Genomic DNA, 15,375 nt, shown 5'->3' with positions numbered 1-15,375 from the left:
AAGGGCTCTGTCATGGCTTCCGGCCGTGCAACCACGTCGCACCCGGCGGCGCGCGCTGCCGACCGATCGAAAGGCATGTCATGACCCCTGCACCCCACCACGACGGCTCGTCCCTGCACGTGTCGAACCTCGCGCCGGCACTCGGCGAGGTCGTCACGGTGCGCTTGCGCGTGCCCGCCGGGTACGGACCTCTCGCGGCCGTGCGCACGCGCTCGAACCCCGACCACGAGCCCGAGTGGACCGACGCCGTACGCGTCGGTGCCGCCGACGCGTGGGAGTGGTGGGATGCGCCCGTGACGGTGCGCAACCCGCGACACGGATATCGATGGATGCTGCAGCACGCCGACGGCCGCGTCGAATGGCTCAACCAGACCGGCCTGCATCGCATCGAGACCCTCGACTCCGAGGACTTCGCGCTCGTGGCCTACCCGGCACCGCCTGCCTGGCTGAACGAGTCGGTGATGTACCAGGTCTTCCCCGACCGGTTCGCGCGCTCCGCGGCGGCCGACGAGCACCCGACGCCTGAGTGGGCGATCCCGGCGGCGTGGAGTGATCCGGTCGACGCCGTGATGCCGGCGCGCTCGCAGCAGTTCTACGGCGGCGACCTTCCCGGGATCATCGAGAAGCTCGACCACCTGGTCTCGCTGGGTGTGAACCTGCTCTACCTCACCCCGGTGTTCCCGGCGGAGTCGAACCACCGCTACGACGCCGCCAGCTTCGATCGCATCGACCCGCTGCTCGGCGGGGAAGAGGCGTACATCCGGCTCATCGAGGAGGCGCATGCCCGCGGCATCCGGGTCATCGGCGACCTCACGAGCAACCACTCCGGCGACAGTCACGAGTGGTTCCGGGCGGCGCTCGGCAACCCGGGAGCGCCCGAAGAGGACTTCTACTACTTCACCGACGACGCCAACAGCGCGTACGTCTCGTGGCTCGGCTACGCGAGCCTGCCGAAGTTCGACTGGTCGTCGGAGGAGCTGCGCCGCCGGTTCATCTCGGGCGAGGACTCGGTCGTCGCGAAGTGGCTGAAGCCGCCGTACAACGCCGACGGGTGGCGCATCGATGTGGCAAACATGACCGGCCGCCTCGGCGCCGTCGACCTGAACGCCGAGGTGCGGCAGCTGCTGCGCGAGACGATGCTCCAGGTCAATCCCGACACGATCCTGCTCGGAGAGTCCACCAACGACGCCGTCAGCGACCTGCAGGGCGACGGCTGGCACGGCGCGATGACGTACCCGTCGTTCACGCGGCCGCTGTGGGGATGGCTCAGCGAGCCGACCGGCGCGCCCTACCTCGACGCGGATGGCGGCGAGCTGACCGATTCGTGGTTCTTCGGTCAGCCGATCGGCGGCATCCCGCGGTACACGGCGCGCGAGTTCGCCGAGGCCGTCAGCCGCTTCACAGCCGGCATCCCATGGCGCGTGCGGCTCGGCAACATGCAGCCCCTCGACACGCACGACACCGCCCGGTTCGCGACCAACGCGGCGCCCGGTGCGATCCCGGTCGCCGTCGGCCTGTCGCTCGCGATGCCCGGGCTTCCCGTGGTGTTCGCAGGCGACGAGTTCGGATTGCTCGGCGCCGACGGCGAGTCCAGCCGCACCCCGATGCCGTGGGGGAGCGAGGACGAGCCCGAGGTCGCCGCGCGACTCGCGCTCTACCGCGACCTCATCGCGCTGCGCCGCAGCCATCCCGCGCTGCAGGACGGCGGGTTCCGCTGGGTGTACGTCGATGACGAGACAGTCGTCTTCGTGCGCGAATCCGCGAGCGAGACCGTGCTCGTGCTCGCGACGCGAGGAGATGCGGATGCCGCGATCCCGGCCGGCGCCCTCCCCGGTGCGGCGTCCGGTGAGCCGGTGTTCGGCGACGCGACCCTGGCGGTGTCGGATGACGGGTCGGTGCTGCTTTCGGCGGAAGGCCCGGCGTTCGCGATCTGGGTCCTTCCCGGGGTGAGCGCGCCGACGCCGACTCAGACGGACGAGACGACTGAGGTCTCGCGCGGCGTGGTCGACGCTGACGAGCCGACACCTGCCGAGGTCGTGAAGGGCGCCGATTCCACAGGGGCGTGACACGCCGTCGCGGCATCGGGCACACTGAGTGCCATGTCAGCGTTGACCACCATCGGCCTGCCCGTGGCCCTCGGAATCATCATGTTCGGGCTCGGTCTGAGTCTCACCCTGGGCGACTTCGCGCGCGTCCTGAAGCAGCCGAAGGCGGTGATCGTCGCTCTGCTCTGTCAGCTGGTGCTCCTGCCCGCTATCTGTTTCGGTCTCGTGCTCGCGTTCCAGCTGCCTCCGGTGCTCGCCGTCGGCATGATGATGCTTGCGGCATCGCCCGGCGGCACGACCGCGAACCTCTACAGCCACCTGTTCCGGGGCGATGTGGCTCTCAACATCTCGCTGACGGCGGTCAACTCGGTGATCTCGGTCGTGACCCTGCCTCTCATCACGAACTTCGCGATCATCTACTTCGACCCGTTCGACAGCCAGCTCGGCATGCAGTGGTCGAAGGTGCTTGAGGTGTTCGCGATCGTGCTCGTGCCGGTCGCGATCGGCATGGTCGTGCGGCGCCTCTGGCCGGCGTTCGCGAAGGCGATGGACAAGCCGGTGCGCATCGCGTCGATCATCATCCTCGTCGTCGTCATCGCCGGTGCGGTCGCCTCGAACTGGACCCTCCTCGTCGCGAACTTCGCGCGCCTGTCGGTCATCACGATCGTGTTCTGCCTGATCAGCCTGTCGGTCGGCTACCTCGTTCCGCGTCTGCTCAAGGTGGGCAAGCGTCAGGCGATCGCAGCGTCGTTCGAGATCGGCATCCACAACGCCACTCTCGCGATCGTCATCGCGCAGACGGTGCTCGGGTCGGTCGAGCTCAGCCTTCCCGCCGCCGTCTACGGCGTGCTGATGTTCTTCATCGCCTTCGGGTTCGGCTTCCTGATCCGGGAGCGCCGCGGTGCGTCCGACGACGAGATCGCCGTCGCCGTCGCCGACGACGACGCCGAGGCCGCCGCGCACCCTTGACCCGGCGCTCGGCGCGCGTCGCCACCCGAGTCGCCACGTCGGGCGGGGAGCGGATGCCTCGTTCCCACGCGAAGTGGCAACTCGCGGCTCCGCACGCCGGGGAGCGGGGTGGCGGCGGCATCCGTCCTTCGTAGACTGGGGGCGCGAGGAGGTGCCATGCGCCCACTGACCGAAGACGACGTGCGTTCCGCGTTCGCGAACGCCTCACCCGAAGAGCTCCGCCTGGTCGCCCTGCCGACCGACTTCCTGCTCACCGACTGGGATCACCTCGACTTCTTCGCGTGGCGCGATCCGCGCACGCGCGGTCGCGGCTACGTGATCGCCGAGGTCCAGGGCGAGCCCCGCGGCATCGTGCTGCGTGCAGCCGACGGAACGTCGAGTGCACGATCGGCGATGTGCAACCTCTGCCACACGATGCAGCCCGCCGACCAGGTCGCGCTCTTCACGGCGCGGAAGGCGGGTGATGCCGGACACGCCGGTGACAGCGTCGGAACCTACATCTGCACCGATCTGTCGTGCCATGAGAACGTGCGGCTCGCCCTGCCGCTCGCCCCCAACGAGGTGCGGGCCAGCGTCGACCTGAAGATCGACGGCACGCGCCGACGTGCGGAGGCCTTCGTCGAGCGCGTGCTCGAGACCGCCGGAAGCCGCCGATGACCGCCGGCCGTGTGGTCGTGGTGGGCGATGCGCTCATCGATGAGCTGCGTGACGACAACGGAGTGCGCGAGTTCGTCGGAGGTGCTGCCCTGAACGTCGCGGTCGGCCTCTCCCGGCTGGGTGTGCCGGCCACGTTGATCGCGATGGTGGGCGACGATGAGCCCGGCGCGCACATCCGCTCGTATCTCGCCGACTACGGTGTCGAGCTCGTCGCCACGGAGTCGTCACTGGGCACCGCTCGCGCAGTGAGCGTGCGCACGGGCGGCGGCGAACCGGAGTACGACTTCAACGAGGCATCCCAGCAGCGCCGCATCCGATTCGGTGATGATGCGCAGCGCGCGATCGCCGACGCCCCCATCGTCGTCGTCAGCTGCTTCGCGTTCGACGGCGCCGAGCAGGCGGCGGAGCTCATCGACGCGGTGAAGAGCGCGGGCGTGCCGGTCGCGATCGACCCCAACCCGCGCAGCGGCATGATGCGAGACAAGGCTGAGTTCGTTCGCGGCTTCGAGGCGCTCGCAGCCGGTGCGACGCTGGTCAAGGTCGGCGAGGACGACGCGACTCTGCTCTACGACGAGCCGCTCGACTGGCTGCGCGAGCGGCTCGTCGACCTCGGCGTGGGCGCGGTTCTCGCGACCGAGGGGGCGGCGGGCGGGACGCTCGAGGCCGGCGACGTCGTCGTCACCGCGCCGGTGACGGCGCTGCCGGGAAGGATCGTCGACACGATGGGCGCCGGCGATGCCGCCTTCGCCGCGGCCATCGCGTCGCTGCTCGACCGCGAGCCCGGGGGTGAGGACGAGTGGGCCGAGACGCTGAAGAGCGCGATGGACGCCGCGGCCGCGACCTGCCGTTTCGAAGGCGCGCTGCTGCGCACGCCGGCGGCTCTCGAGGCGCTCGACCTGGACCGGATCGGCACCTGATCGCCGCTCGCGCCACTTCGATTTCGAGCAAGCGCGCGGGACAGCGTAAGATGTGTAATCGCGCCTCCGGTCGGCTGTGAAAGTCGGACGGGTGCGTCTGGCGAGTTACCCAAGCGGCCAAAGGGATCTGACTGTAAATCAGACTGCTCAGCATTCGGGGGTTCGAATCCCTCACTCGCCACCATCGCGAACGGAAGAAGCCCCCTTCATGGGGGCTTCTTCCGTTTGGCGGATCGGCGGCATGCCAGGATAAGCGTGCGGACGCCGTGCCCCGCGACAGAGAGGACCGTCATGACCGTGCCCGATCCCCACGCCCCGGTTCAACCGCAGGCGGCTGACGCGCCTGTGTCATCCCTGCTTCGCGCAGCGATCTGGGTCGCCATCGGCGCGCTCATCGCGTCGGCGGTCGTCTGTGTCGTGTGGGTGCTCGTCGGCGACCAGAGCGACATCATCGGCAAGGCGTTCCTCACGATCCTCCTGCTCGTCGCCTTCGCGGGCGTCACGATCCTCGACGCCCACCTCGCGCCGCGGCGCCCGGCCTGGTTCGCGCTCGCGAGCATGGGCACCTGGATCCTCACACTCCTGATCGGCGCAGTGCTCATCTGGATGCCGGAGCGCTATTCGTGGGATGGCTTCACCCGCTTCGTCCAGTTCCTTTTCATCGTGCTCATCCTGCAGCTCGCGCTGCTGCACGTGAGGCTCTACACGAAGGCGCTGCAGCGCTATGACACTCCGTTCACCCGCACGGTCGCGGTGATCACGATCGTGCTCGTGGCCGCGCTCGTCGTGCTGCTGATCCTGCCGCTGATGTTCGACGAGTACCTCCGGTTCCCTGACATCTACTGGCGCATCGTGGTCGCCGTCGCGATCCTGGCCGCCGTCGGCACCGCACTCATCCCGCTGGTGAACGTGCTCTTCGCGCCGAAGAAGCCGCGCGCCGCCGCGTACCCTGCGTACGGCGCGATGCCGGCCGCCGCACCCGCACCTGCTCCCGGCGCGCAGCAGGAACTGCTGCCGTGGCCGAACTACGTCGACGGGGTCACTCCGCTGCCAATGCTGCCCGACGGCTCGCCGGACTGGAACGCCTACTACACGGGCTACCCGAGCCCGGGCGCGCACGTGTTCGGTGCCCCGCAGGCTGCGCCGCAGGGAGGCGATACCCAGACGAGCGCCTCCGCGATCGACAACGCCACGCCCCCGCCCCACCCCGGCTACGAGGGCTACCCGCCCCCGCCGCCGCTGCCGCCGCAGCGGTAAGGGAACGAGCGGGCGCCGCGCCGCGCGCGGGGGCACGCGTCAACCGCGGAGCAGTTCTCCCGCGGCCATGGCGGCGTTGTGCCCGCCGATCCCGCTGACCGCGCCACCGCGTCGCGCGCCCGACCCGCACAGCAGAATGCGGTCGTGCGCAGTCGCCACTCCCCAGCGCTGCGCCGGAGTGTCGAGCGGCTCGTCGTCGCTCGCCCACGGCCATGACAGCGGGCCGTGGAAGATGTCGCCGGCCGTCATCCCGAGCGAATCCTCGAGGTCGGCCGTCGTCCGCGCCTCGATGCACGGCATGCCGTCCGGAGCTTCGAACACGACGTCGGCGATCGGCTCGGCCAGCACCGAGTCGAGCGACGCCTGCGCCGCGGCGAGCAGCGCGGAGCGCGCAGCATCCCGATCCTGCCCTGCCACGAGACGGTGCGGCACCTGCAGACCGAACAGCGTCAGGGTCTGGGCACCCGAGGCCTGAAGCTCGGGACCGAGGATCGACGGATCGGTGAGCGAGTGGCAGTAGATCTCGGCCGGGAGCGGGTTCGGGATGCTGCCGCCGGCCGCCGTGCGGTGGGCGTCGTCGAGCTGGGTCATCGTCTCGTTGATGTGGAACGTGCCCGCGAAGGCGGCCTCGGGATCGACCGACATGTCGCGCAGTCGCGGGAGGCGCCGCAGCAGCATGTTGACCTTGACCTGGGCGCCCTCCGGCGCGTCGGCCGCCGGCCCGGATCCGCCGAGCAGTCGGTCGAGCACCGCCGGGCCGACGCCGCTGAGCACGACGCGTCCGCGCAGCAGCTCGGTGCGCCCGCCGTCGCAGGCGACCTCGACCGCGCCGTCGGGGGCGATCGAGGTCACGTCGGCGCGGGTGCGCAGTTCGGCGCCGGCTGCGCGGGCGGCGCGCTCGAGCTCGCCGCTGACCTGGCCCATCCCGCCGACCGGCACGTCCCAGTCGCCCGTTCCGCCGCCGATCACGTGGTACAGGAAGCACCGGTTCTGTCGGAGGCTCTCATCGTCGGCGTTCGCGAACGTGCCGATGAGACCGTCTGTGAGGGCGATGCCGCGGGCGATGTCGGTCTCGAATGAGGAGCGCAGCACCTCGCCGAGCGGGCGCTCGACGAGGTCGGTCCACATGTCGCCCATCAGCTGCCGCGCTGTCGCCGCACGGGGGAGGGGGTCGGTCACGGTCGGGAACAGTCGCTCCGCGACCGGCGCGAGGCGCTCGTAGAACGCGGCGAAGCGCTCGGCCTCGCTCGTGTCGCCGGTGACGCGGGCGAAGGAGGCCGCGGTGGCCGCGGCATCCGCTGTATCGATCAGGATGCCGCGCGACGGATCGGTGGGGTCCGGCGTATAGGAGGAGTACCGCCGCCGCTTGAGGGCGATCTCGAGGCCGAGGTCGTCGATGATGCGCTGCGGCAGCAGACTGACGAGGTAGGAGTAGCGCGACAGCCGCGCGTCGACGCCGGGCCACGGGCGCTCCGAGACGGCGGCGCCGCCGACGTGGTCGAGACGCTCGAGCACGACGACCGAGTGGCCTGCGCGAGCGAGGTAGGCGGCGGCGACGAGGCCGTTGTGGCCTCCGCCGACGATGACCACGTCGTGGGTGTGTGCGGGGGCGTCTCTGACCATCCCTCCACGCTAGCCGGGGGCAGGAGGCGCTCGCCTGTCCCCAGGACGGCGAGCGGATGCCGCATCCCGGGCATCCTCAGACGAACACCCCCACCCCCTCATTCTTCGCGCGCGGACCCTCAGATGCCGGCCGACGCGTTGACCGTGGCGTGCGGTCGGAGGACGGTCGAAGCGCGGGGAGATCAGCGCGGTCGTGCGAGGCCAGGAGGGCTCTCATGGGTATCAGGAGAAGGATCGTGACGGGTGCCGTGGTCGCGGCGCTCACCGTGGCGTCGCTGCTCGGCGTCGCGACGGGCGGAGCGGCGGTAGCGGGTGAGGGCGGGAAGCCCGGCGGGAAGCCCGTCGCATCGCTTCTCGCTTCCGGACTGCAGGGCGCCAGCGGCAGCACCATCGGACCGGACGGCGCCCTGTACGTCACCGAGGGGAGGATCGGTCAGGTCACCCGGATCGATCCGCGGACAGGAGCGAAGACGCCGTACGTGACAGGACTGCCGCCGGCGATCCTGCCGCTCGGCGGCGCGATCGACGTGGCTTTCATCGGCAAGACCGCCTACGTCCTGGTGACATTGGTCGGCGACGGCGTGCCCGGCGGCACGGCCGACGACATCGCAGGCATCTACCGCGTCGACGGCCGACACAGCTTCACGACGATCGCCGACCTCGGCTCGTGGACGGTCGAGAATCCGCCGCCGCCTGAGATCGACTTCTTCGTGGCCGCCGGGCTCCAGTTCGCGATGCAGCCGATCCGTGGGGGATTCCTCGTCACCGACGGGCACATGAACCGCCTGCTCAAGGTCTCGCTGTCGGGTGACATCACGCTCATCGCGCAGTACGGCAACATCGTGCCGACGGGTCTGGACGTCAAGGGATCCAGGATCTACATGACCGAGGCGGGGCCCGTGCCGCACCTGCCGGCGACCGGCAAGGTGGTGTCGCTCAGCCTGCGCCACCCGCAGTCGCGACAGGTGGCGTCGGGGGCCAGCCTTCTCGTCGACGTGGAGTGGGGCGCGTGCGGTCTGTACGCCCTGTCGCAGGGCGACTCTCCCGGTGACGTCGAGCCCGGCTCTCCCGCGCTGCCCGACAGCGGTGAACTGCTGAAGGTCAACCGCAACGGCACGGTCTCCGTGATCGCCGCAGGGCTGGACCTGCCGACCTCCGTGGACTTCTCGCGCCGCTCCGCCTTCGTCGTGACGGTCGACGGCGAGGTGTGGAAGGTCGACATGACCAGCGCCGGCAGGCACGGCAGGGCGTGCGGGCATGGCGCCTGGTGAGAGCTGCGGAGCGGATGCCGCGTCCCGCAGCGCTATCGCGCGTCGTGTCTCGCGGCGCCCGATAGCGTGAGGGGATGACGCTCGCGAAGGAACTCGAGTCCCTGGCCGTCGACATCGCCCGCGAAGCCGGTGAGCTGGCGCGGGTGCGTCGCACGGCGGGGGTCGCGATCGCCGCGACGAAGTCGGCGCTCGCCGACATCGTCACCGAAGCGGACCGCGAGGTGGAAGAGCTCATTCGGGCACGCCTCGCGGATGCCCGACCCGACGACGGGTTCCTCGGTGAGGAGACCGGAGCCGAGCGTGGGAGGACCGACGTCACCTGGGTCGTCGACCCGATCGACGGAACCGTCAACTACGCATACGGCATCCCGGCCTACGCCGTCAGCATCGCGGCCGTCATCGGCGAACCGACACCGGGGGAGTGGGAAGCCGTCGCTGGAGCCGTGTACGCGCCGGCGTCGGGCGAGATGTTCCGGGCCGCACGGGGGGAGGGCGCCTGGCTCGGCCACCAGTCGCTGACCGTGAACGCCGACGTGTCGGCCGCAGGTGCGCTGCTGGCGACAGGCTTCGGCTACGACCCGACGACGCATGCCGGCGACCTGGCCCGCGTCGGCCGGGTGATGCCGATGGCCCGCGACATCCGCCGTGGAGGCGCAGCGTCGCTCGACTTCGCGTGGGTCGCCGCTGGGCGGCTGGACGGCTACTTCGAGCGTGGCCTCGCGCCGTGGGATCACGCAGCGGGCTCGCTGCTGGTCACGGAGGCGGGCGGTTCGTTCACGTTCGTCCGGGATGACTCTGAGCGGTCGCGGCACCTGATCGTGGCGTCGACTCCGGTGATCTTCGAGCGGCTGGTCGACGCGGCGCTCGCCGACGAAGCCTGAGCGTTCGCAAGGATCTCCACGAAACGCGGTGAGTTGTCCACACCGCTCATGGCATTCCCAGGTCTCCCCATGTAGTGTTTATGCGATCGTTACTTTCGTCGCCCGAACGGCGGAAGTCATCACTTGCCCGAAGACCGTACCGTTGCCCCCCGAGCGACACGACCCGAGAGCCCCCCGCTTGCCTTTTGACGCCCCGATGGCTGAGCCCGCCCGCACGCGCCGTTCCAGCCGCACCTCCTCGACGCCTGTCCAGGCGACCTCGGAGACCCTCGGGACGTCACGTGCGGAGCTCCGTCGCAGGGCCGCCGGTGCGGCTTCCGAGCGTCCCGCCGTCGTGTGGGGCCGCCCGGTCGAAGAGAAGCAGAAGGATGCTGCGCCCTCGGCGCCGACCGACAGTCCGGTGATCGCGGCGGCCGAGGTCGAGGACCTCGCGCGCGTGCAGCCCCTCACCGATCTGCCTGCCGCTCCCGTGGCCCCCGCCCCGGCCCCGTCCGCGATCGAGGTTCCGGCAGCGCCCATCCACATCGCCGACCCGATCGCAGCCGCGGTGCCTGTCGCCCCCGCACCGCAGCCGGTGGTCGCGCAGCCCGCGCCGATGAGCCGTCGCGCTCGCCGCGTTCCGCGCACGGGCGAGCAGCCCGCCGTGGTCGTGCCGCCCATCGCGCTCGCCGCCCCGGCCGAGGTCGAGCGTCCCGCACCCGTCTTCCACGCGGACCTCCCGTCGGCTGAGGCTCCGGCACCGATGCTCGAGGCCGTCCTCGCACCCGCCGAGCCGTTCCAGCTGCTCGAGCCGACCGTCGCGCCGGTGACCGAAGAGGTCACCGTGCTCGAAGTCGTTCCCGACGAGACCCCGGTCGGCGAGCCGACGATCGCCGCCGAGCGGGTCACCGACCCGTCGGAGGGGCCGCGGGCCGCGGCATCCGCTTCCGATGAATTCGAAGCCGCTGCCCGCCTGTTCTCGTTCACCGGTGAGCTGCCCGTCCAGGACGAGCAGGTCACGACGGTCGACGCCGCCGAGCCCGCCGCGGAGCCCGTCCAGGCCGCACATACCGCTCCGCGCAAAGCGCGCGTGAACCGCGGCGCGTCCTTCAAGCGCCTGACCGCAGCGTCGTTCTCGGTGGGCGTGATGGGCATCGTCGGTCTCATGACAGTCGGAATGACCACCCCCGCCGAGGCCGTGGCAGCCGCCGGCGGTGCCGAGACGTCGATGTCGATCCTCGCCCCCGGCGCGACCACCGTCACCGAGGTCGACGCCGACGAGATCCAGGCCTACGTCGCGCCGGCCGGCATCGCGGCCGACACGCTCGACCGCACCGAGAACTACGGCACGACGACGGTCGCCGAGCTCGCGTCCGAGGCGGGCATCCGCAACTTCTCCAACCTCTTCGTCAACGACCCGAACGCCGCGATCCAGTGGCCGTTCGCCGTCGGCGTCACCATGTCGTACGGCTTCGGCATGCGCTCCGGCCGCATGCACGAGGGCATCGACTTCACGCCCGGCGCGGGTGCGCCGATCCAGGCGATCGCCGACGGCACCGTGCGTGTGGCCTCAGAAGCGGGCGGCGCCTACGGCGTGCACGTGATCATCGACCACGTGATCGACGGCCAGCTCATCTCGAGCCACTACGCGCACATGGAGTACGGCTCGATCCAGGTGTCGCAGGGTCAGCACGTCACGGTCGGCACGGTGCTCGGTCGCACGGGCAACACCGGCCGTTCGTACGGCGCCCACACGCATTTCGAGCTCCTCCTCAACGGCAAGACCGCGATCGACCCGCTGCCCTGGCTGCGGGAGCACACCGGAGGCTGACCTCGATTCAAGAGTGGTGCCGTTGCTCTGGTATCCTCTTCTAGTTGCCCGCACGCGGGCAGTGTGCCCCGATAGCTCAGTGGCAGAGCACTTCCATGGTAAGGAAGGGGTCGTCAGTTCAATCCTGACTCGGGGCTCGGAACATCGTGAGGTGTGACGCGGCAGGGTAGCTCAGTTGGTGAGAGCGCACGACTCATAATCGTGAGGTCGCGGGTTCAAGCCCCGCTCCTGCTACAGATTAGAACCCCCGGATTTCCGGGGGTTTCGTCGTTGTCGTGGACGTCTCCCGGCGCCGCTCTGATTCTCATCAGACGAAAGAAAGGGTGCGGATTCCCTCGCCGGAACCCGCACCGCTGCTGCGACGATAGCGCTGCGTGAGCCCGCGCGTCGTGCACTATCCGCAACCCGCACCAAGGATGACGCGCGGCGAACAGTTCGTCTCTGGTGCGGCGGTACGCCGGCGTCGCGCGCCGCGGCGGCGATCGCCGGGGGGCTCTCACCTTCGGCCGGGGTTCGCGCGGGACCTTCGACCCGTGTACCCGTGCTGCGTTGGCGCAGTGTGAGGGGTGAAGGAGGATGCCATGTCCACCAACACAGCCCCGCCGCACGTGCCGGCAGGCGTGGGCGCTCCGTCGCAGATCGCGATGTCGGACAGGTCGTTCATCGCCACGTGGATGTTCGCCTGGCTGCTCGGGTTCCTCGGCGTCGACCGCTTCTACCTCGGCAAGATCGGGACCGGGATCATCAAGCTGCTGACCGTCGGCGGGTTCGGCGTCTGGTGGCTCATCGACCTCATCCTGACGCTGGCCGGTGTGCAGCGTGACAAGGAGGGTCGCCTGCTTCCCGACTTCGAAGAGCACAAGATGATCGCCTGGATCATCACCGCCGCAGGGTTCGGGCTCTGGCTCTTCACGGCGGCGATCTCGCGGGTGATGGCCTACATCCCCGACGTCTGGCCGATGATGCCGTGGTGGCAGCTGCAGTGATCTCGCGGCCTCGCGTTTGGCGATCGAGCAGAGGAGCCGGGATGCTGGGCATGTGAAGCTGGTTCGCACCGTACGGCGGTACCCGGTGATCACGGTGTCGGTCGTGATCCTCGCCGTCGTCCTGGGACTGCAGTTCTCGGGCGCGGCCGGCCCGGCGAGGTGGCTTGCGACCGCGTACGTCGGGCTGTTCATCGCCTGGACGATCGTCGGCATGGTGCGCGACGTCCTCCGTGGGCACATCGGTCTCGACATCCTCGCCGTCGTGGCGATGATCGCCACGCTCGCCGTCGGCGAGTATCTCGCTTCGCTGATCGTCGTGCTGATGCTGTCGGGCGGCGAAGCACTCGAAGAGTTCGCGGGTCGGCGCGCCAGGCGAGATCTGACCGCGTTGCTGGACCGGTCGCCGCGCACCGCCCACGTCATCCATCCGGGCGCCGGAGAGCGTGACGAGGTGGAGGATCGCGCCGTGGAGGAGGTCGCCATCGGCGACGTCCTCCTCGTGCGCCCCTCCGAGATCGTGCCCGTCGACGGCATCCTGATCACTGCCACAGGCTCGTTCGACGCGTCCTCGCTCACCGGCGAGAGCATGCCGGTGACCCGCGACGCAGGAAGCGAGGTGATGTCGGGATCGATCAACGGGCCGCGCGCGGTGCGCATTCGTGCCACGCGCCTGAGCGCAGACAGCCAGTACCAGCAGATCGTCGCACTCGTCCAGGGGGCGCAGGACTCACGGGCACCTGTCGTCCGGCTGGCGGATCGATTCGCGATCCCGTTCACCGCGGTGTCCCTCGTCCTGGCGGGCACCGCGTGGGCGCTGTCGGGAGATCCCACGCGGTTCGCCGAAGTTCTCGTGCTCGCCACGCCGTGCCCGCTCCTGATCGCGGCGCCGGTGGCGTTCCTGGGCGGGCTGTCGCGCGCCGCGAAGGCCGGTGTGATCATGAAGAGCGGAGCGGTCATCGAACAGCTGGCGCGCGTGCGCTCGGTCGCGTTCGACAAGACGGGCACGCTCACCGAGGGACGGCCCGACCTCGTCGCGGTCCGCCCTGCCGAGGGATTCAGTGCCGACGAGGTGCTGCAGCTCGCAGCATCCGCTGAGCAGTACTCCTCTCACGTGCTCGCCGCCGGCATCCGCCGCGCCGCCGTGGAGCAGGGCCTCGCGCTGCTGACGACGGACGACGCCAGCGAAGTCGCCACCAACGGCGTCGAGGCGACCTTCGGCGACCGCCGGGTCGTGGTCGGCAAGCCGGCGTACGTCGCCACCCTCGCCCCCGACACGACACGGGCGGCGCTCGGCCCGGGGGAGGCCGCAGCGTACGTCGCCATCGACGGGCGCTTCGCCGGCACTCTCGTGCTCGCCGACGATCCGAGACCCGAGTCCGCCGACGTCGTGACGTGGCTCGGCGAGAACGGTGTCGAGCGCATTGCGATGCTCACGGGCGACACGCTGCCGACCGCGACCTCGATCGCCCGGGACGTGGGAATCGAGGAGGTGCACGCCGAGATCCTTCCCGGCGCGAAGGTCGAGCTGGCGCATGGAATGACGCCCCGCCCCGTGATGATGGTCGGCGACGGCGTCAACGACGCGCCCGTCCTCGCGGCCTCCGACGTCGGGGTCGCCATGGGAGCCAAGGGCGCGACCGCGGCCGGAGACGCCGCCGACGTGGTGATCCTGGTGGACTCGCTGGCTGGAATCGTCGACGCGGTCGCTATCGGCCGCCATACCCTGCGCGTCGCGCTCACCGCGATCTGGATCGGCATCGCGCTGAGCATCGGGCTGATGCTCGTGGCGATGACCGGGGTCATCCCGGCCGTGGCGGGAGCGCTGACGCAGGAGCTCGTCGACCTCGCGACGATCCTGTACGCACTGAGAGCGCTCGGCGGCCCGCCCCTCGGGTTGGGCGAACGCGCAGCGGCGAGTCGGAAGCACGACGCCATGCGGCGGTGAGCGGACACCGTCGTCCGCGGTCAGCGCACGACGGCCACGACCGTCGGCGGCTCTTCGAGGAGCAGCTGCGTCGTCGACCCAAGCAGGAAGCGGCGGAGCGCGCCTCGTCCGTGGCTGCCGGCGACGACCATCCGTGCACCCGCCCCGATGCGGCGCAGGAGAGCCGCCGGATACTCGGGTTCGACCACCGTGCGCACCCTCAGGTCGGGCAGATCCTGCCGGAGGCCTGCCAGGGAGATCGCCAGCTCCTCCTCGGCGAGCTGCTGGGCGGCGGCGAGATACTCGCTGGGGAGGGTGCCGATCTGCATCGGCATCGGCATCGGCGACCAGCTCTTCACGGCGATGAGCTCTTCGTCATGGCGCTCCGCCTCCTCCGCGGCGAACCGGATCGCGCGCTCGCTGATCTCGGATCCGTCCACGCCCACCACGACGCCGGCGTTCCCCTCCACATCACGATCGGGCACCACCACGACAGGGCAGTGCGCTTCACCGCTGACCCGCATCGCGAGTGGACCGCGTCGCCGGCGGCTTCCGGTGAACCGGTCGCTGCCGACCACCAGCAGCGCCGCGCGTTCCGACGCGGCTACGAGTCGCGCGAGCGGATCGCCCCGGTCGACCACCGCTTCGGCGGTCAGCCCATGCTCGGATGCGCGGCGAGTGAGCTGATCCAGGAGGAGCTCCGCTCCCGCGAGCGCACGCTCCACGACCCCGCGTTCGCCCGCGGCGCCGGAGTCGCTGCCCACGACCGAGATCAGGAGCAGCTGTGCGCTCGAGCGCACGGCTCGATGGATCGCCCATTCGACCGCCCTCCGAGAGGCGCTGCTGTCCGATACCCCGACTGCGATGGCGTCGCCCACCGAATGCTCCTTTCGCGTGCCTGGCCCACCCCCCCCAGTGTCGGTGGTCCTGCGAGCGCACACCGGGACGTTGGTCCCGCAGTCGCAGCCGCAGCCGGTGTTTTCGTCGTCCCGACGCGCGCGCGGTAGGATCTGGCGACGCCAGGATGCGTCGTCC

The 15,375-nt window shown here is 70.3% G+C and carries 12 protein-coding genes and 3 tRNA genes; 13 read left to right on the top strand and 2 right to left on the bottom strand.

What is annotated here, in order from left to right; all coding sequences use genetic code 11:
* The first annotated feature begins 80 nt into the window (after positions 1-80).
* The 6 genes from MK786_RS09705 to MK786_RS09680 all read left to right on the top strand — a co-directional run bounded on the left by MK786_RS09705 (position 81) and on the right by MK786_RS09680 (position 5,845).
* Positions 81-2,066, top strand: a complete 1,986-nt coding sequence (locus tag MK786_RS09705) for a glycoside hydrolase family 13 protein (protein WP_241112028.1) — start codon at positions 81-83, stop codon at positions 2,064-2,066.
* Positions 2,067-2,099: 33 nt separating this feature from the next.
* Positions 2,100-3,014, top strand: a complete 915-nt coding sequence (locus MK786_RS09700) for a bile acid:sodium symporter family protein (protein WP_241112027.1) — start codon at positions 2,100-2,102, stop codon at positions 3,012-3,014.
* Positions 3,015-3,170: 156 nt separating this feature from the next.
* Positions 3,171-3,671 (top strand): FBP domain-containing protein, encoded by a 501-nt coding sequence (locus tag MK786_RS09695; protein ID WP_241112026.1) that lies wholly within the window; start codon positions 3,171-3,173, stop codon positions 3,669-3,671.
* Positions 3,668-4,588, top strand: a complete 921-nt coding sequence (locus MK786_RS09690) for a PfkB family carbohydrate kinase (RefSeq protein ID WP_241112025.1) — start codon at positions 3,668-3,670, stop codon at positions 4,586-4,588. Before MK786_RS09695 ends, MK786_RS09690 begins: the two co-directional genes overlap by 4 nt.
* Before the next feature lie 99 nt (positions 4,589-4,687).
* Positions 4,688-4,772: transfer RNA gene (locus tag MK786_RS09685), tRNA-Tyr, on the top strand.
* Between the two features lie 107 nt (positions 4,773-4,879).
* On the top strand, positions 4,880-5,845 hold the full coding sequence (locus MK786_RS09680) for a hypothetical protein (protein ID WP_241112024.1): 966 nt from the start codon (positions 4,880-4,882) through the stop codon (positions 5,843-5,845).
* Between the two features lie 39 nt (positions 5,846-5,884).
* Here MK786_RS09680 and MK786_RS09675 read toward each other — a convergent pair whose 3' ends face one another.
* Entirely contained in the window at positions 5,885-7,468 is a 1,584-nt protein-coding gene (locus MK786_RS09675) for an NAD(P)/FAD-dependent oxidoreductase (protein WP_241112023.1), read from the bottom strand.
* Positions 7,469-7,704: 236 nt separating this feature from the next.
* Here MK786_RS09675 and MK786_RS09670 point away from each other — a divergent pair, with 236 nt between their 5' ends.
* The 7 genes from MK786_RS09670 to MK786_RS09640 all read left to right on the top strand — a co-directional run bounded on the left by MK786_RS09670 (position 7,705) and on the right by MK786_RS09640 (position 14,361).
* A complete protein-coding gene (locus tag MK786_RS09670; RefSeq protein WP_241112022.1) occupies positions 7,705-8,739 on the top strand; it encodes a ScyD/ScyE family protein in 1,035 nt (344 codons plus the stop codon).
* Between the two features lie 74 nt (positions 8,740-8,813).
* Positions 8,814-9,620, top strand: a complete 807-nt coding sequence (locus MK786_RS09665; protein WP_241112021.1) for an inositol monophosphatase — start codon at positions 8,814-8,816, stop codon at positions 9,618-9,620.
* A 196-nt stretch (positions 9,621-9,816) separates the two neighbouring features.
* A complete protein-coding gene (locus MK786_RS09660) occupies positions 9,817-11,430 on the top strand; it encodes a peptidoglycan DD-metalloendopeptidase family protein (protein ID WP_241112020.1) in 1,614 nt (537 codons plus the stop codon).
* Positions 11,431-11,495: 65 nt separating this feature from the next.
* Positions 11,496-11,567: transfer RNA gene (locus tag MK786_RS09655), tRNA-Thr, on the top strand.
* Positions 11,568-11,590: 23 nt separating this feature from the next.
* A tRNA-Met gene (locus MK786_RS09650) sits at positions 11,591-11,664 on the top strand.
* Positions 11,665-12,011: 347 nt separating this feature from the next.
* Entirely contained in the window at positions 12,012-12,416 is a 405-nt protein-coding gene (locus MK786_RS09645; RefSeq protein ID WP_241112019.1) for a TM2 domain-containing protein, read from the top strand.
* A 52-nt stretch (positions 12,417-12,468) separates the two neighbouring features.
* Positions 12,469-14,361: a heavy metal translocating P-type ATPase gene (locus tag MK786_RS09640; RefSeq protein WP_241112018.1), complete on the top strand. Its 1,893-nt coding sequence runs from the start codon at positions 12,469-12,471 to the stop codon at positions 14,359-14,361.
* A gap of 20 nt (positions 14,362-14,381) precedes the next feature.
* Here the strand turns inward: MK786_RS09640 and MK786_RS09635 are convergent, their stop codons facing one another.
* Entirely contained in the window at positions 14,382-15,218 is an 837-nt protein-coding gene (locus MK786_RS09635; protein WP_241112017.1) for a universal stress protein, read from the bottom strand.
* Between the last annotated feature and the right edge of the window lie 157 nt (positions 15,219-15,375).

The sequence above is a fragment of the Microbacterium sp. CFH 31415 genome (assembly GCF_022538185.1).
In the GTDB taxonomy this organism is placed as follows: domain Bacteria; phylum Actinomycetota; class Actinomycetes; order Actinomycetales; family Microbacteriaceae; genus Microbacterium.
Note: the sequence above shows the minus strand (reverse complement) of the source record. Positions and strands in the feature narration are given on the sequence as shown.